The following is a 20,098-nucleotide window of genomic DNA, read 5'->3' on the forward strand; positions in this document are numbered from 1 at the left end:
GCGCGGACATATTGTCCGCCCCCATCCTCAAGCCGCAACACATGCGGCGCCATTCTCACGGCAATTTGCAAGTCATGGTCCAGTCTCACTTCAAGGGCGTCATTCCGGCCCTCGTCACGCCGTTCCGGGACGGTGAGGTGGACGAAAAAGCCTTCGTGGCCCTGGTCGAGCGCCAGATCGCCGGCGGCGTCCACGGCCTGGTGCCGGTGGGCACGACGGGCGAGACCTCGACCCTGTCGCATGACGAGCACAAGCGCGTCGTCGAGCTGTGCGTGAAGACCGCCGCCGGCCGCGTGCCCGTGATCGCCGGCGCAGGCAGCAACTCGACCGACGAAGCCATCGAACTGGCCCAGCACGCCAAGGCCGTCGGCGCCGACGCCGCCCTGGTCGTGACCCCGTACTACAACCGCCCCAGCCAAGAGGGCATGTATCAGCACTACAAGGCGATCAACGACGCCGTGGAGCTGCCGATCTTCGTCTACAACGTGCCGGGCCGCTCGGGCGTCGACATCAGCAACGAGACCCTGGCGCGGCTGTCCAAGCTGCCCAACATCGTCGGCATCAAGGACGCCACGGGCGACCTGACGCGCATCAGCATACAGCGCCTGCTGTGCGGTCCGGACTGGATCCTGCTGTCGGGCGACGATCCCACGGCCCTGGGCTACATGGCCCACGGCGGCCACGGCGTGATCTCGGTGACCTCGAATGTCGCCCCGGACGCCTGCGCGGCCTTCATGAACGCCTGCATGCAGGGCGCCTGGGAAACCGGCCTCTACTGGCAGGACCGCCTTGTGCGCCTGCACAAGGCTTTGTTCCTGGACAGCTCGCCCGGGCCGACCAAGTTCGCCATGGCCCATCTGGGCCTGTGCAGCGAAGACGTGCGCCTGCCGATCACCGCGTGCGGCGAGGCCGTGCGTCCGACGATCATCGAGGCGATGCGCGAGGCCGGTCTCCAGTAATGACCAAGCCGATCGCGGAGAACCGGCGCGCCCGGTACGACTACTTCATCGAAGAGGTCTTCGAGGCCGGCATCATGCTGACCGGCACCGAGGTCAAGTCGCTGCGCGTCGGCCGGGCCAACATCGCTGAATCCTACGCCTCGGTCGAAGGGCGTGAGATCAAGCTGATCAACGCCGACATCCCGCCCTATGGCCACGCCAACCGCTTCAACCACGAGCCGCGCCGGCATCGTAAGCTGCTGCTGCACCGCAAGCAGATCGACAAGCTGATCGGCGCGGTGCAGCGCGACGGCCGGACGATGATCCCGCTCAAGCTCTATTGGAACGAGAAGGGCCTGGCCAAGCTGGAGATCGGCCTGGCCAAGGGCAAGAAGAACCACGACAAGCGCGAGACCGAAGCCGCCCGCGACTGGCAGCGTGACAAGGCCCGCCTGATGAAGGGCAATCGCGACGACTAACGGCGGGTGGGCCTAGTGCTGGCCCATCAGCAGGAAGCCGATCGCCAGACCCAGGGCGAACGCGCCGGCGCTGACGTACAGAAAGGTTCGGACCTCGTGACGAAGGGTCGTGGGGGTTTGCGCCATGGTCAGACTCCGGTTCGGCGGCGCGTGCTACTCGCGTCACGATTCAGTCTTCGCACGGATATTAAACCCTGGCGCGAGCTGAGCATTGTCAACGATTGTTAAAGGTGAGGTGTCGGGACCTCAGGCCGTGGCGGTTCGCTCGGTCACCTGAGATCGAACGCCGCGCTCGAACAGGTCTCCGCAGATGGCCAGGGCGGTCTTGTAGGCGCTCTCGACAGTATCGAACTGTCCGGCGGGGCGTCCGCCCTCGATGACGACCCAGCCATCCTGGATCGGCGCGATCTCGATATTCTGACAGTGCGCGACGCCGGTGGGCATGACGACGGGCTCCCTGGCTGAGACTCACGTCCGTGGTGTCGGACGCGCGACATCCTTAACGCGAGCTGCTTCGCGTTCATTGTCAATCAATGTAAACAGTCCCCGGACGATCGCGCGTTGCGACAGATCAACCTGCCGCTCAACCGTTCTCCAGGGCCAGCAGGGCGAAGGTCGCCAGCCAGTGCTCGCCCATATAGTCGCCCGAGACGTGCGGGATCGCCGCCGCGAGGTGGTTCAGCGCCGCGTTGATCGCCAGCGGCTTGGCGGGATCCGCGTCGGGCATGGCGCCGGCCAGGTTTCGCCAGCACCAGGCGCGCGACAGGTTCAGCCCGTCCAGCTTGACGATCTGGCCGTCCGTGCGGTCGCTGACCCGGGCTGGCGTGAACAGGGCGGCCGGCTGCTTGCGGGCGAGATCCGGCAGGAAGCGCGGGAACCACAGTTCGAAGCGCTCACGCGGCATCAGCCGGCGCATGGCCTCGGCCTCGATCAGGGTGGGGGAGAGGAAGTCGTCGCCCGATGGCTCCCACGCCGGGCATGAAGCGTCCTGGCCGTACCAGACCAGCGCTCGGTCCAGCAGCAGCTGGCGGAAGGCGGCGTCATGGGTCATGTCGGCATATTCGCTGGCCAGCACCAGCGAGAAGGCGGTGTTGAAGTGCGCGCCGCTGCGGACCGGATAGTCGGCGATTGGCAGGAACTCCTCGAACCGTTCGGCGAAGGCGTTGGCCAGGGGCGCGTGGGCGCCGGCCCACGGGTGGTCGTGGCGCAGCAGCTCGGCCTGCAGCATCAGGTTCCAGGCCCAGCCATAGGGCCGCTCGAAGCCGCGGCTTTCAGGACGGGCGAGATAGGCCACCTCGCCGGCGACCTTGTCGGGCGTGAAGGCGTCGTCGAAGATCTCGAGGATCTGCTCGGCCTCGGCCATCTCCGGACGCAGGCGCAGCAGGGTCGCCAGCAGCCAGTAACCGTGCACGCACGAGCACCAGTCGAAGCTGCCGAAGAAGATGGGATGCAGGTCGCGCGGGCTGCGGATGTCGTCAGGCCCGCCCATCACGTGATCCAGCTTGGCGGGATACTCGCGCGTCAGATGGCCCAGGGCGATCCGGGCGAAGCGCGAGGCCGTGGCGCGGGCCAGACTCATCTGAAGGCGGCGAGGGCGGTCATAAGCCCCTTCAACTTCAGCGTGACAGGCGGCGCAAGTCCCTCTTGACGCTGAAACGCCCCGGCGCGACCCTCAAGTCAACAATGATAACCTACGGAGGAAACCATGGCCGACGGGTCTCTGCCGATCACGTCCCTGAAGGGCAAGGTCAGCGACGCTGAATGGCAAGCGCGCGTCGATCTGGCTGCTCTCTACCGTCTCGTGGCCTTGCACGGGTGGGACGACATGATCTTCACCCACATCTCGGCCCGTATTCCCGGGCCTGAGCACCACTTCCTGATCAATCCCTACGGCATGTTCTTCGGCGAGATGACCGCCTCGTGCCTGGTCAAGGTCGACCTGGAAGGGAACATCGTCGACAAGACCCAGTACTTCATCAATCCGGCGGGCTTCACGATCCACTCGGCCATCCACGCCGCGCGCGAGGACGCCCAGTTCGTCATGCACCTGCACAGCGACCAGGGCGTGGCGGTGTCGGCGCACAAGGACGGCCTGCTGCCGCTGACCCAGCATGCGCTTATCACCTTGCCTCAGGTCGCCTATCACGACTATGAAGGCATTGCGCTCAACCTTGACGAGCGAGAGCGGCTTGTGGCCGATCTCGGCGCCAAGAAGCTGATGATGTTGCGCAACCACGGCACCCTGTCCGTGGGGGCCACCGCGGCGGAGTGCTGGTTGGGGATGTTCTTCCTGGAGCGGGCGTGCGCACAGCAGGTGATGGCGCTCTCGATCGGTCGCGACAACGTTCTGCTGGCGCCGGAAGGCGCTCAGGAGGAGGTCCGTCGTCAGGTCGGCATGGGCATGGGAATGATCGGCGGCCTGGCTTGGCCCGGCTGTCTGCGCCAGTTGGACCGCGCGCTGCCCGGCTACGCGGACTAGGCGTCTTTGTAGCCTTTTGGAAAGCCGTCGCGGTCCTGGTGATCGCGGCGGCTTTTCCATGTCTGGCGCCTCAGAAGGCCATGGCCGGCGCGTGGCCGATGGACGCCGGCCGCACCCAGCTCATCGCCAAGTACGAGCGCACCAGCGCCGACCAGGGCTTCGATCCGAATGGCGCTCTGGTCACGGTCGGTCACCGCCGAGACGAGATGCTGTCGGTCTTCGTCGAGCATGGCGTGACGCCCCGCCTGACCCTGCAGGGCAAGGTCGGTGTCACGCGCGGCCACGATCGATGGGTGGACTATTCCGGACGCGGGCCGATCGAGGCTGGTGTCCGTTGGACTGTCCGCCGAGACGATCGTTCGTCCTTGGCCGTCTATGTCGGGGCCGGGGAAGCGGGCGTGGGTCGCAATGCCGGCTATGCGACGCCAGGGCAGGGGAGTCTCGATCTGGAGGCGAGGGTGCTCTATGGCCGCTCGGCCGTCTGGCGCGGACGCGAGGTGTTTGTCGATCTGCAGGCTGCGCGGCTCAAGCGCCAGGGATTGGCCGACGAGACGAGGGTGGACGCGACCCTGGGCATGAGACCGGCCAGAGACTGGCTGGTGCTGGCCCAGACCTATGCCGGTCGCACCGACCACGGCGACGTCGGCGCGCGGTGGGTGAAGAACGAGATTTCCGTGGTTCGTGCGGTCGGCCCCTGGAGCGCCCAGGTCGGTTGGCGAGATACTGTTGTCGGCCGCGAAGTCGCCCGTGATCGGGGCGTAATGCTCAGTTTATGGCGCCGGCTATAGCTTGTTTCAACGCTGCAACAGTCGGTCATCCGGCTGTCACTGGACGACGCTTTAGGCTGCCGTCATATGTCGCCACAGAATAACCGCCGAATCTAAGTCGGCGCCCGGAGCGTTTCGTTGATCCGCAGGCATTTCTTTCTCGTGGTGGCCGTCGCCGCCGTCGTCTTGATGGTGGTCGCCGGGGGGCTGAAACTCGCCTTTGGCGGCAAAAAGGACGAAGGCGGCCCCGCTGGCCGTGCGACCAGCGTTTCGCAGGCCGTTGCGGTCGATCGCCAGTTCACCGACCGTATCGAGGTGCTGGGCGTGGCCAAGGGCCGCCAGTCGGTGACGATCACCTCCAACACCACAGAGCAGATCACCGCCGTGCGCTTTACGGACGGTCAGGCCGTCTCGCGCGGCCAGGTTCTGGTCGAGCTGCGGGCCGAGCAGGAAGACGCCGGGATCTCCGAAGCCCGCGCGCGCCTGGGTCAAGCCGAACGCGACTACGCCCGCTGGAAGACCCTGGCCGACAAGGGCATCGCGCCGCGCGCCACGGCCGAGCAGTCTCTGGCCAATCTGGAAGCCGCCCGCGCCGCCGTCGGCACGGCTCAGGCCCAGAAGCTGGACCGCGTGATCCGCGCGCCGTTCTCGGGCCGCGTCGGCATTTCGGACGTCGCCCCCGGCACGATGATCAGCCCCGGCGCCGCCATCGTCAGCCTGGACGACGTCTCGGTGATCCGCGTCGACTTCTCGGTGCCCGACCGCTATCTGCGCACCCTGCGCGTGGGCCTGCCGATCGTCGCGCGGCCCGACGCCCTGCCGGGCGAGACCTTCCAGGGCCGCATCGCCCAGGTCGACACCCGCATCAATCCCAGCACCCGCGCCGTCATGGCCCGCGCCGAGTTTCCCAACGCCGGCGATCGCCTGAAGCCGGGCATGCTGGTCAAGGTCGCGATCGATCAGGGTGTGCGCACCGCCGTGGCCACGCCCGAGACCGCCGTGCAGTTCGAAGGCTCACAGGCCTCGGTGTTCCGCATCGCCGAGGGCCCGAAAGGCCTGGTCGCGCGTCGCGCCGACGTCGACACCGGGGCTACCGAGAACGGTTTCGTCGAGATCCGCGCTGGTCTGAAGGCGGGCGAGAAGATCATTGCCGACGGCCTGAACCGCATCCAGGACGGCGCCAGCGTCAGCACCGGCCGCCAGGGCGCGCAAAAGGGCGGTGAAGGCCGCAAGGGCGGCTGATGCTGTCCGACCTTTCTGTCCGTCGTCCCGTATTCGCCGCCGTCGCGGCGATCATTCTCTGCGTCATCGGCCTGGCCGCCTATACCTCGCTGCCGATCCGCGAACTTCCCAGCGTCGATCCGCCCGTGGTGTCGATCTCGACGACCTATCGCGGCGCTTCGGCAGAGGTCATCGAAGAGCGCATCACTCAGGTGATCGAGCGCCAGGCGGCCGGCATCCAGGGCATCGACCGGGTCAACAGCTCGTCGCGCGACGGTCGCTCGCAGATCACCATCACGTTCAATCTCGACCGCGACCTGGACGCGGCCGCCAATGACGTGCGCGACGCTGTCAGCCGGGTGACGGCCAATCTGCCCGATCAGGCCGATCCGCCGCAGATCGCCAAGGCCAACGCCGACTCCTCGCCGATCATCATCCTGAACCTGACCTCGACCACGCTGGATCCGCTGCAACTGGCCGACTACGCCGACCGCTACCTGGTCGAGCGGATGTCGACGATCGACGGCGTGGCGCAGGCCAACCTGTTCGGGGCCAAGATCTTCGCCATGCGCGTCTGGCTGGACGCCGACGCCATGGCCGCGCGCGGCGTCACGGTCGATGACGTCGAGAACGCTCTCAACACCCAGAACCTGGAACTGCCGGCCGGCTCGCTGGAAAGCGCCACCAAGGACTTCACCATCCGGGTCGTGCGCGCCTACGCCAAGCCTGAAGAGTTCGCCCGCCTGCCGATCCGCGCCGCCGACGCCGGCGGTTTCGTCGTGCGCCTGGGCGATGTGGCCCGCGTCGAGGAAGGCCCGGACGAGCGCCGCCGCCAGTTTCGCGGCAACGGCGTCGATCAGGTCGGCATCGGTCTGACCCGCCAGTCGCAGGCCAATGACGTCGCCATCTCCGAGACCGTCCGCAAGGAAGTGGAGTCGATCAACCAGACCCTGCCGCCCGGCACCAAGCTGGTCGTCGCCGTGGACAACTCGGTGTTCACCGCCGAGGCCATCCATGAGGTCTGGATCACCATGGGGCTGTCGATCGGCCTGGTGGTGCTGGTCAATCTGATCTTCCTGGGCAGCTGGCGTTCGGCGCTGATCCCGTCGGTCGTCGCGCCGATCTGCATCCTGGCCACCTTCATCGTCCTGGCGCCGCTGGGCTTCTCGTTGAACCTGCTGACCCTGCTGGCCCTGGTGCTGGCCGTCGGCCTCGTGGTCGACGACGCCATCGTCGTGGTCGAGAACATCCAGCGTCGCGTGGACGAGGGCGAGCCGCCGCTGGTCGCCGCCGAGCGCGGCACCCGCCAGGTGTTCTTCGCCGTCGTCGCCACCACCATCGTGCTGATCTCGGTGTTCGCGCCGCTGATGTTCCTGCCCGGCTATATCGGCCGCCTGTTCGTCGAGCTGGCCGTGGCCATCGCTTCGGCCGTGGCCTTCTCGGCCCTGCTGGCGCTGTCGCTGTCGCCGATGATGGCGTCCAAGCTGCTAAAGTCCGCCCACAACGAGGGCTGGCTGGCGCGCAAGGTCAATGTGGCCATGGACGGCCTCAAGAACTCGTACCGCGCCTCGCTGGAGGGCATTCTGGTCGGCCGCTGGACCGCAGCCCTGGCCGGCGTGCTGGTGGTGGGCCTGGCGGCCTTCGCCGGCCTGATGTTCGCCACCCTGCCCAAGGAGCTGGTGCCGCCGGAAGACCGGGGCCGCGTCGACGTCTCGATCACCGCGCCGGAGGGGGCGGGCTACGACTACACCGCCTCGATCATCGGTCGGGTCGAGAAGGAGATCTCGGCCTATCGCGAGAACGGCCAGGCCGAGCGAACCATCGTCTCGATCCCGCGCTTCGGCCAGAGCCAGTTCAACACCGGCAACGGCGTGGTGGTGATGAAGCCGTGGGGCGAGCGGGACATGACCGCCGACGAGGTGGCCGCCCAGCTCAACAAGGACCTCAACAAGATCACCGGCGTGCGCGCCGTGGCCAGCGTCCGCGGTCCGTTCCAGCGGGGCGGCGGTGGCGGCGGAGGCGGCGGTACGAACGTCGACCTGATCGCCGTCGGCAACGACTATGTCCAGCTGGCCAACTGGCTGAAGCCGATCCTGCAAGCCTCGCAGCAGAACAGCGGCATGTCGCGGCCGCGCCTGGACTACGAACCGACCGCGCCGCGCCTGTCGGTGTCGATCGACCTGGACAAGGCCGCCAGCCTGGGTGTCTCGGCTCAGTCGATCGGTCGCGCGCTCGAGACCATGTTCGGCTCGCGCCGGGCGACGACCTACATCAAGAACGGCCAGGAATACGACGTCATCCTTCAGACCAACCTCGACCAGCGTCGCAGCATCGAGGACCTGAACCGCCTGAACGTTCGCGCCGCCTCGGGCGCCGTGGTGCCGCTGTCGACCGTGGTGACGACGCAGCTGCGCGGCGACACGCCGGACCGACCGCGCGTCGACCGCCTGCGTTCGGTGACCCTGACCACCCAGCTGAACCCCGGCTACACGGTCGGCGACGCCGTGACTTTCCTCCAGCAGCAGGCCGCGGACCACGCCGCGCCGGGCGTGTCGGTGAAGTGGGGCGGCCAGGCCAAGGACTATCTGGAAGGCTCGGGCGGCATCGCCATCGCCTTCGGCCTGGCCCTGCTGCTGGTCTTCCTGGTGCTGGCCGCGCAGTTCGAAAGCTGGATCCACCCGGCCGTGATCATGCTGACCGTGCCCCTGGCGGCGCTGGGCGGCCTGTTCGGCCTGTTGATGACCGGCTCGACCATCAACACCTACAGCCAGATCGGCCTGATCATCCTGGTCGGCATCGCCACCAAGAACGGCATCCTGATTGTCGAATTTGCCAACCAGTTGCGCGACGAGGGCCTCAGCGTGCGCGAAGCCGTGATCGAGGCGGCGGCTCTGCGCCTGCGTCCGATCATCATGACCTCGATCGCCGCGGCCATGGGCGCCTTGCCGCTGATGCTGTGGGCCGGGGCCGGGGCGGGCAGCCGCCAGACCATCGGCGCGACGATCTTCACGGGGGCGATCTTCGCCACCCTGCTGACGCTGTTCATCGTGCCGGTGTTCTACGACCTGCTGGCCCGCTTCACGAAGTCGCCGGAATGGACCGCTCGCCAGATCGAGGCCTACGAGGCCGAGGAGAAGGCGGCGGCCCAGAACCCGACGGCTTAAACGCCGCTGAGGATGATCACGTCGCTGAGCAGGCCGTCGCGGAAGCGATAGGTCAGGCGAGCGCGGGTGTCGGACCAGATGTGCCCCTTGTGGTCCTCGACCAGCAGCTGGACCTCGACATCCAGCTCGCCCTCGGTCTCGGCCACGACGCGGATCAGCTGGACATTGGGCCGGGTCAGGGCAAATAGCTGCGCCAGATGAGCCACAACGGCGTTGCGGCCATGCAAACGGCCGCCTTCCAGGGTGTCGGGCCACGAGACATCCGGATGCAGAACCGCGCGCGTGGCGGCCAGGTCCTGGGCGTTGACGGCCTCATAGGACCTCGCCAGGACTGTCTGTTGCGCGCTGCGTTCCGCCTCGGCCGTCATGGGCTTGGTTCCGCGTCTCCCTTTGCGGCGACATCCATGCGCCAGAAGAGGCCGTCGCGAAGCGTGTAAAGATGCCGCACGCAGAAGTCCGACCACAGCCGGCCGGTCAGGTTCCAGACCACCTGGTTGGCGTCGACCACCACGCGGCCTTCGTCATCCAGCCAGATCTCGACCGGCGTGGTCTCCACGCGGATCGAAGCGTCGTTGTAGCGCCAGTAGTCGCGAACGGCCTCCGGGGTCTCCAGCTGGCCCCCGCGTGTGATGTCGGGCCATTCCAGCTCCGCCGGGACCAGAGCGCGGAAAGCCTCGTAGTCCCGGCGCCCGGCGGCGTCGTAGAGGCGCCCGACCAGCGCCTCGATCTCTGGCGGGGCCGGGCGCAGGGTCATGGGACGGGCTTGTAGCCTGTCTCGACCTTGAGATAGGCGATCAGATCGATCCGGTCCTTGGCGTCATGCAGGCCGGCGAAGGTCATCTTGGTGCCCGGCATGAAGCCGCGCGGGTCTGCCAGCCACTTGTCCAGGTGCTCGGCGTCCCAGGCAAAGCCCGCGGCCTTCACGGCGTCCGAGTAACGATAGCCCGCCTTGGTTCCCGCCGTGCGGCCGAACACGCCATGCAGGTTGGGGCCGGTCAGGTCCGGGCCGCCTTCGGTGATGGTGTGGCACGAGCGGCAGAGCGCGAACTTTCGCTGGCCGTTGGAGAGATCGCCGGTGTTGTAGGGGGCGGGCAGGGCGGCCAGGGCCGCGGCCTTCTCGGCGTCGGTCGGGGGCGCCGCGGCGGACGCGGACGCGGGGGCCTCGCCGGAACCGCCGCCGTCCTTCGAGCAAGCCGCGAGGTTCAGGCCCATGCCCAGGCACAGGGCCGCGAGGGCGGCCGTTTCGATCTTACGCATATTGATCCCCGACGGAGCGATCCCGACTGACGTTTCGCCGCACGGGCTGCGACGGCGCGACGCATTCCAAACCCTTATAAATTCAGGGCCATGGCCTTGTCACGGAACGATGTTCCCAAACCGGGCCTCCGGCAGGGCTCTGCGACAATTGCTGGTAGCTAGCTGATTCTCTTCACGAAAAGTGGAAATGCAAACCGTGGGTCTGCACATAACCGTTTGACGTGCGTTAACCATAAATTCTACCCATTTCTCCACGGAGCGGGCTGGCTCCGAGCAGGGCACGAGAGACGATCATGGACTGGAGCGAAGAACGTACCGCCACACTCAAGAAGTTGTGGCTCGAAGGCCTCAGCGCAAGCCAGGTGGCGCGCCAACTGGGCGGCGTCAGCCGCAGCGCGGTGATCGGCAAGGTGCACCGTCTGGGCATCACCGTCCGCGACACCCCGGTTCGCCAGCGCATCACCACCGTCCGCGCCCCGTCGCGCATCGTGGCCCGCCAGCGTCCCGCCCGTGAGACCACGGCCGCCCCCCACGTCGCCCCGCGCTTCGAGCGCATCGAGGAAGACATGCTGCCGACCTCGGGCATCCTGGGCCTGGGCGCCCATTCCTGCCGCTGGCCGATCGGCCATCCCGACAGCGACGAATTCGGCTTCTGCGGCCGCCCCAAGCTGACCCGCCGCGGCTCTTACTGCGAGCAGCACAGCCAGGGCGCCCATCGCAACGGCGGCTCGGCCAAGTCGGTCGAGGCCTGGGCCCTGCGCGGCCTGAAGGAGCGGGTGCAGCCCAGCCTGGGCTGACCTGGCCTTCGACGACCTTTCACGACCTTCCCATTCCCTCGAGATCACCGAGACGAACCCCCATGACCGCTCCCCTCAATGCGATGAACATGGTCCTGATCGAGAACGCCGCCGGCAGCAGCCAAGTGATCACCATCATCGAGGAGTTCGCCGGCCACTCGGTGTCGCGCGATCTCAACCCCGGTGACCATGCCCGCATCCCGGTGACCCAGTTCAAGTCGATCACCGTGCGTGAGACCTATCCCGACGACTGGCTGACCCGTGGCCGCAACCGCAACCGCGAGGCCGCCGCCGTCGCAGCCTGACAGGCGGAGAGTCGGATAGGTGACATTTTGGCGAGACTGCTGACGTAATCGCCTGCTGCGTCAGTCAATTCTCGTCTAAATTGAAATGGATGACCCCGCGAAGCCTTTCGCGGGGTTTTTCGTTTCCGTCGCAGGCGCACAGATTGCGTTGGCGTTAACCTTATGACACACACAGCGCCGCTTCTGGGGGACGGAAACCAAGATGGGCGAGGGGTTTGAGGGCGGCGGGCCGGTCGACGAGCACGCGCTGCCGTTGCCGAGCTACCTGAGTTATCTGCTCTACCAGACCGAGCAACATCGCCGGGCGATGGCCGCCGATCTGTTGGCGCGGCATGGTCTGACGTTCGCCAAATGGGTGGCGATGATCTCGTTGCGCCGTTTCGGCGACCTGTCGATGACGCGCCTGGCCAAGCTGGCCGCCACCGACCGCACGACCCTGACCCGCGCCATCGACAGCCTGATCACCGATGGTCTGGTGGCGCGCGCGGCCTCGCCCAGCGACCGCCGTATCGTCGTCGTCTGCCTCACCGACACCGGTCGTACGCTGCTCGAAGCCATCCGCGCCGAAATCCGTCCGCTGAATCGCGACATCTGCTCGAACCTGACGGCCGAGGAGCAGGCGGCCATGACCGGCTATCTGCAGAAGATGCTGTCGGGCCTGATCGTCGAGCCCGACTGGAAGCAGGATGTTCTGGCGTTCTCGACCCCCGCGCCGTCGGAGCTGGTCTGAGGTCGCTCAGTCGTCGAACTTCACCCGGCCGCGCCCGGACTTCACGCCCGCTCGCTTGGTCTTGGTCTCCAGCCGCTTGAGCTTGCTGGAATAGGTCGGCTTGGTCGCCTTGCGCGCCTTGGGCCGTTCGGTGGCGCGCAGGATCAGTTCGACCAGCCGCGCCTGGGCGTCCTGTCGGTTCATCTCCTGCGAGCGAGAGCCCTGGGCGAACAGGATCAGCACGCCGTCCTGGGTCAGGCGGCTGCCAGCCAGCTTCTCCAGCCGTGTCTTGACGTCCTCGGGCAGGGCGGGGGAGTTGCGAACGTCGAACCGCAGCTCGATCGCGGTCGAGGTCTTGTTGACGTGCTGGCCCCCGGGACCCGAGGCGCGGGTGGCCTTCCAGACCAGCTCGTCCTCGTCGATCCGGAGCCAGGACGTGATCTCGATCATCGAGGCGGGACCCGCTTGGCCTTCACCACCAGTTGGTCCAGCGCCTGCAGGAAGCGCGAGCGGTCGGCGTTGGCGAAGGCGGCGGGGCCCTTGGTGACCTCGCCCATCGAGCGCATGTGCTCGCCGATCGAGCGCGAGGCCAGGGCCGAGCCGATCATGTCGTGGCTGAAGACTCGTCCGTTCGGGGCCAGCGCCGCGCCGCCAGCCTTCAGCACCCGGTCGGCCAGGGGAATGTCGTTGGTGACCACCACGTCGCCCGGACCGCAGCGTTCGGCGATCCAGTCGTCGGCGACGTCGGGACCGGCCTCGACCACGATCTGCTCGATCACGGGAGTCTGCGGCACGCGGATCCAGCTGTTGGACACCACGAACGTCTTGAAGCCATGACGGGCGGCGACCTTGTAGGCCTCGTCCTTCACGGGACAGGCGTCAGCGTCGATGAAGAGGATGGCGGTCATCGCGCAAAAGCCTGGATAAGGAAGACTGGTGCCGGCGGAGAGGATCGAACTCCCGACCTTCGGTTTACAAAACCGCTGCACTACCGCTGTGCTACGCCGGCATGGGTCAGTGACCCGAGGTCAGGGCTTATGCCGTTTGAGCGCGCGGACGGCAAGGTGGTGAATGGCGCCAGGACGTGTCGGCAATCCTCCTGTCGCGGGTGAGGATTGATCGTCACCGCGCCAGCCGCTAGGGACGCTCCAAGCAGGAGAACCGACATGGCCCAGGGCAAACTCATCGACGGCAAGGCCTTCGCGGCCGACGTCCGGGCCAAGATCGCGGTCGACGTCGCCGCTCTGAAGGCCGAGCATGGCATCACGCCCGGCCTGGCCGTGGTGCTGGTGGGCGAGGATCCGGCCAGTCAGGTCTATGTCCGCAACAAGGGCGAGCAGACCGAGGCCGCCGGCATGTACTCCGAGACCCATCGCCTGCCGGCTGACACGACCCAGGACGACCTGCTGGCCGTGGTCGCCAAGCTGAACGCCGACCCCAAGATCCACGGCGTGCTGGTGCAGTTCCCGGTGCCGGCGCACATCAATCAGATGGACGTCGTAGCCGCCCTGTCGCCGGACAAGGACGTCGACGGTCTGACCGTGACCAACGCCGGGCGTCTGGCCAGCGGCCTGCCGGCCCTGACGCCGTGCACGCCGCTGGGCTGCATGATGCTGCTGAAGGACGTGATCGGCGACCTGAAGGGCAAGACCGCCGTCGTCATCGGCCGCTCGAACCTGATGGGCAAGCCTATGGCCCAGATGCTGCTGGCCGCCGACTGCACCGTGACCATCGCCCACTCGCGCAGCCAGGACCTGCCGTCGATCGTACGCCAGGCTGACATCGTCGTGGCCGCCGTCGGCCGGGCCGAGATGGTCAAGGCCGACTGGGTCAAGCCGGGCGCCGTGGTCATCGACGTCGGCATCAGCCGTTTCCCGGCCCGCGATCCGGAGGCCGCCGCGGCCGGCAAGACCCGGCTTGTCGGCGACGTCGCCTTCGACGAAGTTCGCGAGGTCGCCGGCGCGATCACGCCGGTTCCGGGGGGAGTCGGACCGATGACCATCGCCTGCCTGCTGGCCAATACGCTGACGGCCGCCAAGCGCATCTCGGGCGTCGCCTGATGAGCCGGGCGTTCGTCTTCGCAGCGTTCGCCCTGTTTGTCTCAGCCTGTGGGGCCAAGCCGCCGCCGGCTCCCACGCCGGAGCAGGCTCTGGCTCTTCGCCCCGCCGATGCGCGGCTGGCGGCGCTGTACGAGACCTCGTGCCACGCCTGCCATGCGATTCCCGAGACCGGCGCGCCGCTGGTCCATGACCGTGCAGCCTGGGATCCGCGCTGGAAACAGGGTGAGGCCGTGCTGCTGGATCACACCATCCAAGGCTTTAACGCCATGCCGGCCACCGGCCAGTGCGCGACTTGCACGCCGGGCGATTTCGAGGCCCTGATACGTTTCATGGCGGGACGAGAAGATTCCGCGACCTAGACCTTGGGGAGCGGCATGATCTCACGACGCGGAGCCTTGATCGCCGGTGGGACCGGCGCTGTGGTCGTCGCTGGCGGCGCGGGCGCGGCCTATGTGGTGGCCACCGGAGACAAGCCCGAACCGCCGTCTCCCGCCTCGGTCGACGCTCAGGGCAAGATGCTGTGGCGCAACTGGTCGGGCGTGCAGCACGCCTATCCCGCTGCGCGCCTGGCCCCAAAGGACGAGGCTGAGCTGGCGACCATGCTGAAGGTCGCTCAAGCGCCCATCCGTCCCGTCGGCGCGGGCCACTCGTTCACCGGCCTTGCCCCGACCAACGGCGCGCTGGTGTCGCTGGACGCCATGGCCGGCATCATCGGCTGGGAGGGCGACGAGGCGATCGTGCGCACCGGCACGCGGCTGGGCGCGCTGGGCCCGGCCCTGGCGCAGAAGGGGCGGGCGCTGCCCAACCTGCCCGACATCAACAAGCAGTCGCTGGGCGGGGCGCTGGGCACGGCCACTCATGGAACCGGCGCCAAGATCCCGGCCATGCACGCGGATGTCACGGGCCTCAGGCTGATCACGCCGTCGGGGCGGGTGATCGACGCCGACGAAAGGTCCAACCCCGAGATCTTCCAGGCCGCCAAGGTGTCGCTGGGCGCGCTCGGCGTGATCACCCAGGTGCGGATGCGCACCGCCGCCAACCGCCGGCTGCGCCGCAACGTCTGGCTGGAGCCGCTCGACGAGGCCATGCACAAGGCCGAGGCGCGCTGGGCCCAGCACCGCAATTTCGAGTTCTTCGCCGTGCCGTTCACGGGACTGGCGGCCGGGATCAGCCACGACGAAACTGATGATGCCGTCGAGGCGCGCGGGCCCGACCAGGACACCGAGCTGCTGCAGGCCTTGCGGGGCTTGCGCAATCTGCTGGGCTTCTCGACGCCGCTGCGCAAGGCGGCGGCCAAGGCGCTGATGTCGACCGCCAAACCCGAGACGGCCGTCGACGAGGGCTGGAAGCTGCTGTCGACCGAGCGGCCGGTGCGCTTCAACGAGATGGAATTCCACCTGCCGGTCGAGAACCAGCTCAAGGCCTTGGCCGAGGTCATGCGGGCGATCGAGCGGGAGCGGCCGGACGTCTTCTTCCCGATCGAGGTGCGGCGGATCGCAGAGGACGACGCCTGGCTGTCGCCGTTCCAGGGCGGGCCGCGCGGCTCGGTGGCGGTGCACGCCTATTACCGCGACGACTTCAGCTTTCTGTATCAGCTGATCGAGCCGATCTTCCGCCGCTACGACGGCCGGCCGCACTGGGGCAAGCTGCACACCCTGCGGGCGGGGCAGCTGGAGGCGATCTATCCGAACTGGAAGGACTTCCTGGCGGTCCGCCGGGAATTGGATCCCGACGGCCGGATGCTCAACCCCTATCTGAAGGGGCTGTTTGGCGTGCTCTAGGCGCCGAGATAGTCGGCGACGCGGGCTTCCAGTTCGGTGACCAGGGCCTTGCCCACAGGATGGGTGTCGACCTTGATGTCGTCGCGGACGCAGGCCTTGATCGCGTCGATGTGAGCGTCGACCAGGAACATCGGCGCCGACAGGCGGGTGTCCGGATCGTCGATCAGCTTGCATAGCGAGGCCGCCAGGCGGGTGATCAGCGGGAACTCGTAGGTGGCGCCCAGGCCCTTCAGGTCGTGAGCGCGGAGGTACAGGGTTTCGACGGTCTGGGCGTTGAGGCCCTCGGCGCGAACACCCTGGCGGGCGGCTTCCAGCTTGACGATCTCGTCGTCCAGCCATTGAGCGAAGTTGCCCGACAGGCTCTTCAGCGCAGCTTCGGCCTTGGCGATGGCGGCCATGTCGATGCCGCCTCGACCGCCGACCTTGAGCTTCAGCATGTTCGGAACCTGGATGACCTCGGCGTTGGTCTTGTTCGTCACGGGCGCTTCCCCAGCGGCGTTAGTTGGGAATCAGATAACTCGACAGGCGTTAATATTGGATGAGACGCAAGTTTCACTGCGACCCGTTGCCTCAGGCCGAGAACTGTTCTGCCAGAACTCTTTCCTCCAGGCTGCGGCCGGCGTCGAACAGCATCGACAGCGACGTTCCGCGGTCTTCGGAGATGTGGACCTCGATGACGTCGCGGACTTCGAAGTTGTCGGCCACGGCGCTGACCGGACGCTTGTCGGCTTCCAGGATCTCGAACGTGACGCGGGATGACTGCGGCAACAGGGCACCGCGCCAACGGCGGGGGCGGAAAGCGGAAATGGGCGTCAGGGCCAGCACTTGGCCGTCGATCGGAATGATCGGGCCGTGGGCCGACAGGTTGTAGGCGGTCGAGCCGGCCGGCGTGGCCAGCAGGGCGCCGTCGCAGACCAGCTCGCCCATCCGCACCTTGCCGTCGATCGAGATGCGCAGCTTGGCGGTCTGGCGGGTCTGGCGCAGCAACGAGACCTCGTTGATCGCCAGGGCGCGGTGCTGGGTGCGGCGGGCGTCGATGGCGACCATGGCCAGCGGGTGGATGACGGCGCGCTCGGCGACGTTGATCCGTTCCAGCAGGTCGTCTTCCGAGTACTCGTTCATCAGGAAGCCGACCGAGCCGCGGTTCATGCCGTAGATCGGCGTCTGGCTGGCGATCGACTCGTGCAGGGTCTCCAGCATGAAGCCGTCGCCGCCCAGGGCGACGATCACCTGGGCGTTCTCGTCGCCGACGTCGCCATAGCGGGCGGCCAGCCGCTCGCGCGCTTCGATGGCCTCGGGCCGGTCGCTGGCCCGGAACGACAGGCGAGTCACGAAGGGTTGAGGCTGGTACATGGGGCCAAGTGGCGGGAAGCTCGCCAGCTTGTCAAAGGGAGCTTGTCAGGCGCCCGATCAGGCTTGCCCGACGGCCTGGCGGAAGGCCATGCCAGCGATGTCCGGCGTGAATGGGCCAAAGGCGCTGGCGGCGCGGCGCACGCCTTCCTCCCCGCCGCCCGGACGGCCGCCGTTCAGCTGGCGAACGTGCTCCAGGATGGTCGGGAAGACGCTGCGGTCGATGCCGATGGACGAGCAAGCCAGGGCCAGCAGTTCAGGGCGGCCGCTGTCGATGGCGCGGCGGATCTGGGCGGATTCGAACTTGCCCAGGCGCGCCAGGGCCATGACGAACAGCTGCAGCCGGCCTTCGCGCAGGACCCGCAGCAGATAGCCGGGGCGCAGCTGGCCGGCGGAGTCGAGCTTCTCGATCAACGAGCGCTCCATCTCCTCGCGATCCTCGTCCATGCCGACGGCGGCGACCTGGCCTTCTGCGGTTCCGTGATGGGCGGCCTTGGCCGCGTCGGCCACGGCGGCCTGCATGCGAACCGGGTCCAGGTGGAAGCGGGCTTCAAGGGCGTCCTGCAGCGCGCGACCGACCAGCAGATAGAGCTGCTCGGCCAGTTGTTCGGACAGGCGCGGATGGCGGGCCAGCGGCGAGCGCAGGGCGACGACCTCGCGAGACCGGTCGACCAGCTTGCCCATGGCGTCGGTCGAAATGTCGGCGGTCTCGTTCGAGGCCAGGGCGGTCAGCACGGCCGGCTCGTCGCGGTCGATGATCGCTTCGACCACCGAGGCGCGCAGGCGGGGGCGGCGGGCGATCTCGATCTGGTGTTCTAGCGTCGCCTGGACCAGCAGGCGTATCAGGTCGTGGTCCTGCAGCACGGCGCTGCGGGCGATGATCGGCCTGGCGATCTCGATCTCGTCCAGCGCCATGATGTTGATCAGCGCCGACGGCGCCCATTCGGCGTCGGCCAGGCGTTCGGCCAGGCGATGGCGGATCTCGCGCTCGGCCTCGACCACCAGCGTCATGAAGATGGAGTTGAGCAGGGCCTGGACGTCGGGATGGGTCGGCTCGCCGCGAGCCTGGCCCTCCTCGCAGAGGTCAATGATCCCGGTAAGCAAACGCTCGCGATCGCCGGCCTCGCGGCTGCGGGCCAGCTTCAGGAGCGAAGCGATCTCGACGGCTGGAATGATCCCGCCTCCACGAATCCGGAAGACCCGAATGAGGATGACCTTGCCGTCCTCAAATGAAAACATGCTTAAACCAGTCAAGGGTAGCGGCGTCGAAATGTCGCAAGCTGCAGTGGAGGACGCGTCGATGGCTCAAGACCTCATTCTGGCTTTGGACCAGGGCACGACCAGCACGCGGGCCATCCTGTTCGACCGCGCCGGCAAGCCGTTATCTGAAGCCACGCGTCCGCTGCGCCAGAGCTATCCGCGCGACGGCTGGGTCGAGCACGACGCCGAGGAGATCTACGCCGCCTGCGTGGCGGTGTTGCGCGAGGCGGTCGAGACCTCGGGCCGTCTGGAGCATGTCGCCGCCATCGGCATCACCAACCAGCGCGAGACGGTGGTCATCTGGGACAAGGCCACCGGCCGTCCGATCCATCCGGCCATCGTCTGGCAGGACCGCCGCACGGCCGAGGTCTGCGCCAAGCTTAAGGCCGAAGGTCACGAACCGCGTGTCACCGAGGTCACCGGCCTGCTGCTGGACCCGTACTTCTCGGGCACGAAGATCGCCTGGATCCTCGACAAGGTCCCTGGCGCGAGGGCGCGGGCCGAGGCGGGCGGGCTGCTGGCCGGGACCATGGACAGCTGGGTGATCTGGCGGCTGACCGGCGGGGCCAAGCATGTCACCGACGCCACCAACGCCTCGCGCACTCTGCTGTTCGACATCGCCGAGCAGGACTGGTCGACCGAGATGCTTGACCTGCTGCGCGTGCCGGCGGCGCTGCTCCCCAAGGTGCTGGACTGCGTCGACGACTTCGGTTCGTCACAAGCCGAGATCCTGGGGCGCGAGATCCCGATCCGCGGCGTGGCTGGCGACCAGCAGGCGGCGCTGATGGGGCAGGGCTGTGTCGCGCCCGGCCAGATGAAGGCCACCTACGGCACCGGCTGCTTCATGTTGATCAACACCGGCGAAGACCGCCCCGTCTCCCGTTCGCGGCTGCTGACCACGGTGGCGGCGCGGGTGAACGGCAAGACGACCTACGCCCTTGAGGGCTCGATCTTCGTGGCCGGGGCGGCCATCCAATGGCTGGGCGAGGGGCTGGGCATCACCGGCGGTCCGCGCGCCGCCGAGGCCCTTGCCCGAGCGGCCAAGGCCGATCACGGCGTCGTCGTGGTGCCGGCTTTCACCGGCTTGGGGGCGCCTTGGTGGGACGCCGGCGCGCGCGGCGCGGTCTTCGGCCTGACCCGAGACGCCGGCCTGCCCGAGATCGCCGCGGCCACCTTCGACGCCTGCGCCCTGCAGAGCCGCGACCTGATCGAGGCCATGCGCGCCGATGCGCCAGCCGCGTTTGGCGAGGCGGCGCAACTGCGCATCGACGGCGGCATGTCCAAGAGCGCCTGGTTCTCGCAACGCCTGGCCGACCTGACCGGCATCGACGTGCGCCGGGCCAGCTATCAGGAGATGACCGCCCTGGGCGCGGCCCTCTTTGCAGGGGTTGGGGCGGGGCTCTATGCCTCGGTCGAAGAGGCCGCCGAGGTCAGCCCCGCGGCCGAGACCCTGTCGCCCTCGATCAAGGAGCACGCCCGCGAGGCGGCCTATGCCCGCTGGCTGGACGCCGTGCCGCGGGTGCGATCGTAG

The 20,098-nt window shown here is 67.7% G+C and carries 24 protein-coding genes and 1 tRNA gene; 13 read left to right on the forward strand and 12 right to left on the reverse strand.

The annotated features are described in order from the left end of the window. Nucleotides 1-74 precede the first annotated feature (74 nt). Nucleotides 75-959, forward strand: coding sequence for a 4-hydroxy-tetrahydrodipicolinate synthase (dapA, locus tag E1H18_RS23160; protein ID WP_172273476.1), 885 nt, complete (start codon nucleotides 75-77; stop codon nucleotides 957-959). Then, on the forward strand, nucleotides 959-1,417 hold the full coding sequence (smpB, locus tag E1H18_RS23165) for an SsrA-binding protein SmpB (RefSeq protein ID WP_172273479.1): 459 nt from the start codon (nucleotides 959-961) through the stop codon (nucleotides 1,415-1,417). Before dapA ends, smpB begins: the two co-directional genes overlap by 1 nt. A gap of 12 nt (nucleotides 1,418-1,429) precedes the next feature. Here the strand turns inward: smpB and E1H18_RS23170 are convergent, their stop codons facing one another. The 3 genes from E1H18_RS23170 to E1H18_RS23180 form a co-directional block, all read right to left on the reverse strand. Continuing rightward, nucleotides 1,430-1,543, reverse strand: coding sequence for a hypothetical protein (locus E1H18_RS23170; RefSeq protein WP_172273481.1), 114 nt, complete (start codon nucleotides 1,541-1,543; stop codon nucleotides 1,430-1,432). 120 nt (nucleotides 1,544-1,663) lie between these two features. Then, nucleotides 1,664-1,861: a hypothetical protein gene (locus E1H18_RS23175; protein WP_172273484.1), complete on the reverse strand. Its 198-nt coding sequence runs from the start codon at nucleotides 1,859-1,861 to the stop codon at nucleotides 1,664-1,666. 139 nt (nucleotides 1,862-2,000) lie between these two features. Further along, nucleotides 2,001-2,996, reverse strand: a complete 996-nt coding sequence (locus tag E1H18_RS23180) for a DUF2891 domain-containing protein (protein WP_172273487.1) — start codon at nucleotides 2,994-2,996, stop codon at nucleotides 2,001-2,003. A gap of 126 nt (nucleotides 2,997-3,122) precedes the next feature. Here E1H18_RS23180 and E1H18_RS23185 point away from each other — a divergent pair, with 126 nt between their 5' ends. From E1H18_RS23185 to E1H18_RS23200, 4 genes are all read left to right on the forward strand, one after another. After that, nucleotides 3,123-3,896, forward strand: a complete 774-nt coding sequence (locus tag E1H18_RS23185) for a class II aldolase/adducin family protein (protein ID WP_172273490.1) — start codon at nucleotides 3,123-3,125, stop codon at nucleotides 3,894-3,896. Between the two features lie 80 nt (nucleotides 3,897-3,976). Beyond that, a complete protein-coding gene (locus E1H18_RS23190) occupies nucleotides 3,977-4,684 on the forward strand; it encodes a hypothetical protein (protein ID WP_241736160.1) in 708 nt (235 codons plus the stop codon). 117 nt (nucleotides 4,685-4,801) lie between these two features. Further along, nucleotides 4,802-5,905, forward strand: a complete 1,104-nt coding sequence (locus E1H18_RS23195; RefSeq protein WP_172273496.1) for an efflux RND transporter periplasmic adaptor subunit — start codon at nucleotides 4,802-4,804, stop codon at nucleotides 5,903-5,905. Further along, the gene (locus E1H18_RS23200) at nucleotides 5,905-9,048 is read left to right on the forward strand and encodes an efflux RND transporter permease subunit (RefSeq protein WP_172273499.1); all 3,144 of its coding nucleotides are present in this window, start codon (nucleotides 5,905-5,907) and stop codon (nucleotides 9,046-9,048) included. Before E1H18_RS23195 ends, E1H18_RS23200 begins: the two co-directional genes overlap by 1 nt. Here E1H18_RS23200 and E1H18_RS23205 read toward each other — a convergent pair. Genes E1H18_RS23205 through E1H18_RS23215 form a run of 3 tightly spaced genes read right to left on the reverse strand, consistent with a single transcriptional unit; the run spans nucleotide 9,045 to nucleotide 10,305 of the window. After that, a complete protein-coding gene (locus tag E1H18_RS23205; protein ID WP_172273502.1) occupies nucleotides 9,045-9,416 on the reverse strand; it encodes a nuclear transport factor 2 family protein in 372 nt (123 codons plus the stop codon). The two genes, E1H18_RS23200 and E1H18_RS23205, sit on opposite strands and share 4 nt — an antisense overlap. Continuing rightward, nucleotides 9,413-9,802 (reverse strand): nuclear transport factor 2 family protein, encoded by a 390-nt coding sequence (locus E1H18_RS23210; protein WP_172273505.1) that lies wholly within the window; start codon nucleotides 9,800-9,802, stop codon nucleotides 9,413-9,415. Before E1H18_RS23210 ends, E1H18_RS23205 begins: the two co-directional genes overlap by 4 nt. After that, nucleotides 9,799-10,305, reverse strand: coding sequence for a cytochrome c family protein (locus E1H18_RS23215; RefSeq protein WP_172273508.1), 507 nt, complete (start codon nucleotides 10,303-10,305; stop codon nucleotides 9,799-9,801). The genes E1H18_RS23210 and E1H18_RS23215 overlap by 4 nt, the downstream gene beginning before the upstream one ends. A 293-nt stretch (nucleotides 10,306-10,598) precedes the next feature. Between E1H18_RS23215 and E1H18_RS23220 the strand changes: the two genes are divergently transcribed. From E1H18_RS23220 to E1H18_RS23230, 3 genes are all read left to right on the forward strand, one after another. Further along, nucleotides 10,599-11,102, forward strand: coding sequence for a GcrA family cell cycle regulator (locus E1H18_RS23220; protein WP_172273512.1), 504 nt, complete (start codon nucleotides 10,599-10,601; stop codon nucleotides 11,100-11,102). An 83-nt stretch (nucleotides 11,103-11,185) separates the two neighbouring features. After that, nucleotides 11,186-11,407, forward strand: coding sequence for a hypothetical protein (locus E1H18_RS23225; protein WP_172273675.1), 222 nt, complete (start codon nucleotides 11,186-11,188; stop codon nucleotides 11,405-11,407). A gap of 202 nt (nucleotides 11,408-11,609) precedes the next feature. Then, nucleotides 11,610-12,137: a MarR family winged helix-turn-helix transcriptional regulator gene (locus E1H18_RS23230; RefSeq protein ID WP_172273515.1), complete on the forward strand. Its 528-nt coding sequence runs from the start codon at nucleotides 11,610-11,612 to the stop codon at nucleotides 12,135-12,137. 6 nt (nucleotides 12,138-12,143) lie between these two features. Here E1H18_RS23230 and arfB read toward each other — a convergent pair whose 3' ends face one another. From arfB to E1H18_RS23245, 3 genes are all read right to left on the reverse strand, one after another. Continuing rightward, the gene (gene arfB / locus E1H18_RS23235) at nucleotides 12,144-12,566 is read right to left on the reverse strand and encodes an alternative ribosome rescue aminoacyl-tRNA hydrolase ArfB (protein WP_172273518.1); all 423 of its coding nucleotides are present in this window, start codon (nucleotides 12,564-12,566) and stop codon (nucleotides 12,144-12,146) included. Continuing rightward, complete coding sequence (locus E1H18_RS23240; RefSeq protein ID WP_172273520.1) at nucleotides 12,563-13,024, reverse strand: YaiI/YqxD family protein; 462 nt, start codon at nucleotides 13,022-13,024, stop codon at nucleotides 12,563-12,565. Before E1H18_RS23240 ends, arfB begins: the two co-directional genes overlap by 4 nt. Nucleotides 13,025-13,050: 26 nt before the next feature. After that, a tRNA-Thr gene (locus E1H18_RS23245) sits at nucleotides 13,051-13,125 on the reverse strand. 157 nt (nucleotides 13,126-13,282) lie between these two features. Between E1H18_RS23245 and folD the strand changes: the two genes are divergently transcribed. From folD to E1H18_RS23260, 3 genes are read left to right on the forward strand one after another with little or no spacing between them, the layout of a single operon-like run. Further along, nucleotides 13,283-14,176, forward strand: a complete 894-nt coding sequence (folD, locus tag E1H18_RS23250; RefSeq protein ID WP_172273522.1) for a bifunctional methylenetetrahydrofolate dehydrogenase/methenyltetrahydrofolate cyclohydrolase FolD — start codon at nucleotides 13,283-13,285, stop codon at nucleotides 14,174-14,176. After that, a complete protein-coding gene (locus E1H18_RS23255; RefSeq protein WP_172273524.1) occupies nucleotides 14,176-14,535 on the forward strand; it encodes a cytochrome c5 family protein in 360 nt (119 codons plus the stop codon). Before folD ends, E1H18_RS23255 begins: the two co-directional genes overlap by 1 nt. A 15-nt stretch (nucleotides 14,536-14,550) precedes the next feature. Then, complete coding sequence (locus tag E1H18_RS23260) at nucleotides 14,551-15,957, forward strand: D-arabinono-1,4-lactone oxidase (protein ID WP_172273526.1); 1,407 nt, start codon at nucleotides 14,551-14,553, stop codon at nucleotides 15,955-15,957. Here E1H18_RS23260 and E1H18_RS23265 read toward each other — a convergent pair. From E1H18_RS23265 to E1H18_RS23275, 3 genes are all read right to left on the reverse strand, one after another. After that, nucleotides 15,954-16,436, reverse strand: coding sequence for an Hpt domain-containing protein (locus E1H18_RS23265; protein ID WP_172273528.1), 483 nt, complete (start codon nucleotides 16,434-16,436; stop codon nucleotides 15,954-15,956). The two genes, E1H18_RS23260 and E1H18_RS23265, sit on opposite strands and share 4 nt — an antisense overlap. A 91-nt stretch (nucleotides 16,437-16,527) precedes the next feature. Then, nucleotides 16,528-17,310, reverse strand: coding sequence for an NAD kinase (locus E1H18_RS23270; RefSeq protein WP_172273530.1), 783 nt, complete (start codon nucleotides 17,308-17,310; stop codon nucleotides 16,528-16,530). A gap of 57 nt (nucleotides 17,311-17,367) precedes the next feature. Beyond that, on the reverse strand, nucleotides 17,368-18,453 hold the full coding sequence (locus E1H18_RS23275; RefSeq protein ID WP_172273678.1) for a DUF2336 domain-containing protein: 1,086 nt from the start codon (nucleotides 18,451-18,453) through the stop codon (nucleotides 17,368-17,370). Between the two features lie 154 nt (nucleotides 18,454-18,607). Between E1H18_RS23275 and glpK the strand changes: the two genes are divergently transcribed. Then, nucleotides 18,608-20,098, forward strand: a complete 1,491-nt coding sequence (gene glpK / locus E1H18_RS23280) for a glycerol kinase GlpK (RefSeq protein ID WP_172273532.1) — start codon at nucleotides 18,608-18,610, stop codon at nucleotides 20,096-20,098.

The sequence above is a fragment of the Caulobacter sp. RHG1 genome, from assembly GCF_013181195.1.
Taxonomy (GTDB): domain Bacteria; phylum Pseudomonadota; class Alphaproteobacteria; order Caulobacterales; family Caulobacteraceae; genus Caulobacter.

Excerpts from the sequence above, each read along its gene's own strand:
- dapA (WP_172273476.1), top strand. The coding sequence starts at position 75 with ATGGTCCAGTCTCACTTCAAGGGCGTCATTCCGGCCCTCGTCACGCCG.
- smpB (WP_172273479.1), top strand. The coding sequence starts at position 959 with ATGACCAAGCCGATCGCGGAGAACCGGCGCGCCCGGTACGACTACTTC.
- E1H18_RS23170 (WP_172273481.1), bottom strand. The coding sequence starts at position 1,543 with ATGGCGCAAACCCCCACGACCCTTCGTCACGAGGTCCGAACCTTTCTG.
- E1H18_RS23175 (WP_172273484.1), bottom strand. The coding sequence starts at position 1,861 with ATGCCCACCGGCGTCGCGCACTGTCAGAATATCGAGATCGCGCCGATC.
- E1H18_RS23180 (WP_172273487.1), bottom strand. The coding sequence starts at position 2,996 with ATGAGTCTGGCCCGCGCCACGGCCTCGCGCTTCGCCCGGATCGCCCTG.
- E1H18_RS23185 (WP_172273490.1), top strand. The coding sequence starts at position 3,123 with ATGGCCGACGGGTCTCTGCCGATCACGTCCCTGAAGGGCAAGGTCAGC.
- E1H18_RS23190 (WP_241736160.1), top strand. The coding sequence starts at position 3,977 with ATGGCCGGCGCGTGGCCGATGGACGCCGGCCGCACCCAGCTCATCGCC.
- E1H18_RS23200 (WP_172273499.1), top strand. The coding sequence starts at position 5,905 with ATGCTGTCCGACCTTTCTGTCCGTCGTCCCGTATTCGCCGCCGTCGCG.
- E1H18_RS23205 (WP_172273502.1), bottom strand. The coding sequence starts at position 9,416 with ATGACGGCCGAGGCGGAACGCAGCGCGCAACAGACAGTCCTGGCGAGG.
- E1H18_RS23210 (WP_172273505.1), bottom strand. The coding sequence starts at position 9,802 with ATGACCCTGCGCCCGGCCCCGCCAGAGATCGAGGCGCTGGTCGGGCGC.
- E1H18_RS23215 (WP_172273508.1), bottom strand. The coding sequence starts at position 10,305 with ATGCGTAAGATCGAAACGGCCGCCCTCGCGGCCCTGTGCCTGGGCATG.
- E1H18_RS23220 (WP_172273512.1), top strand. The coding sequence starts at position 10,599 with ATGGACTGGAGCGAAGAACGTACCGCCACACTCAAGAAGTTGTGGCTC.
- E1H18_RS23225 (WP_172273675.1), top strand. The coding sequence starts at position 11,186 with ATGAACATGGTCCTGATCGAGAACGCCGCCGGCAGCAGCCAAGTGATC.
- E1H18_RS23230 (WP_172273515.1), top strand. The coding sequence starts at position 11,610 with ATGGGCGAGGGGTTTGAGGGCGGCGGGCCGGTCGACGAGCACGCGCTG.
- arfB (WP_172273518.1), bottom strand. The coding sequence starts at position 12,566 with ATGATCGAGATCACGTCCTGGCTCCGGATCGACGAGGACGAGCTGGTC.
- E1H18_RS23240 (WP_172273520.1), bottom strand. The coding sequence starts at position 13,024 with ATGACCGCCATCCTCTTCATCGACGCTGACGCCTGTCCCGTGAAGGAC.
- folD (WP_172273522.1), top strand. The coding sequence starts at position 13,283 with ATGGCCCAGGGCAAACTCATCGACGGCAAGGCCTTCGCGGCCGACGTC.
- E1H18_RS23255 (WP_172273524.1), top strand. The coding sequence starts at position 14,176 with ATGAGCCGGGCGTTCGTCTTCGCAGCGTTCGCCCTGTTTGTCTCAGCC.
- E1H18_RS23260 (WP_172273526.1), top strand. The coding sequence starts at position 14,551 with ATGATCTCACGACGCGGAGCCTTGATCGCCGGTGGGACCGGCGCTGTG.
- E1H18_RS23270 (WP_172273530.1), bottom strand. The coding sequence starts at position 17,310 with ATGTACCAGCCTCAACCCTTCGTGACTCGCCTGTCGTTCCGGGCCAGC.
- glpK (WP_172273532.1), top strand. The coding sequence starts at position 18,608 with ATGGCTCAAGACCTCATTCTGGCTTTGGACCAGGGCACGACCAGCACG.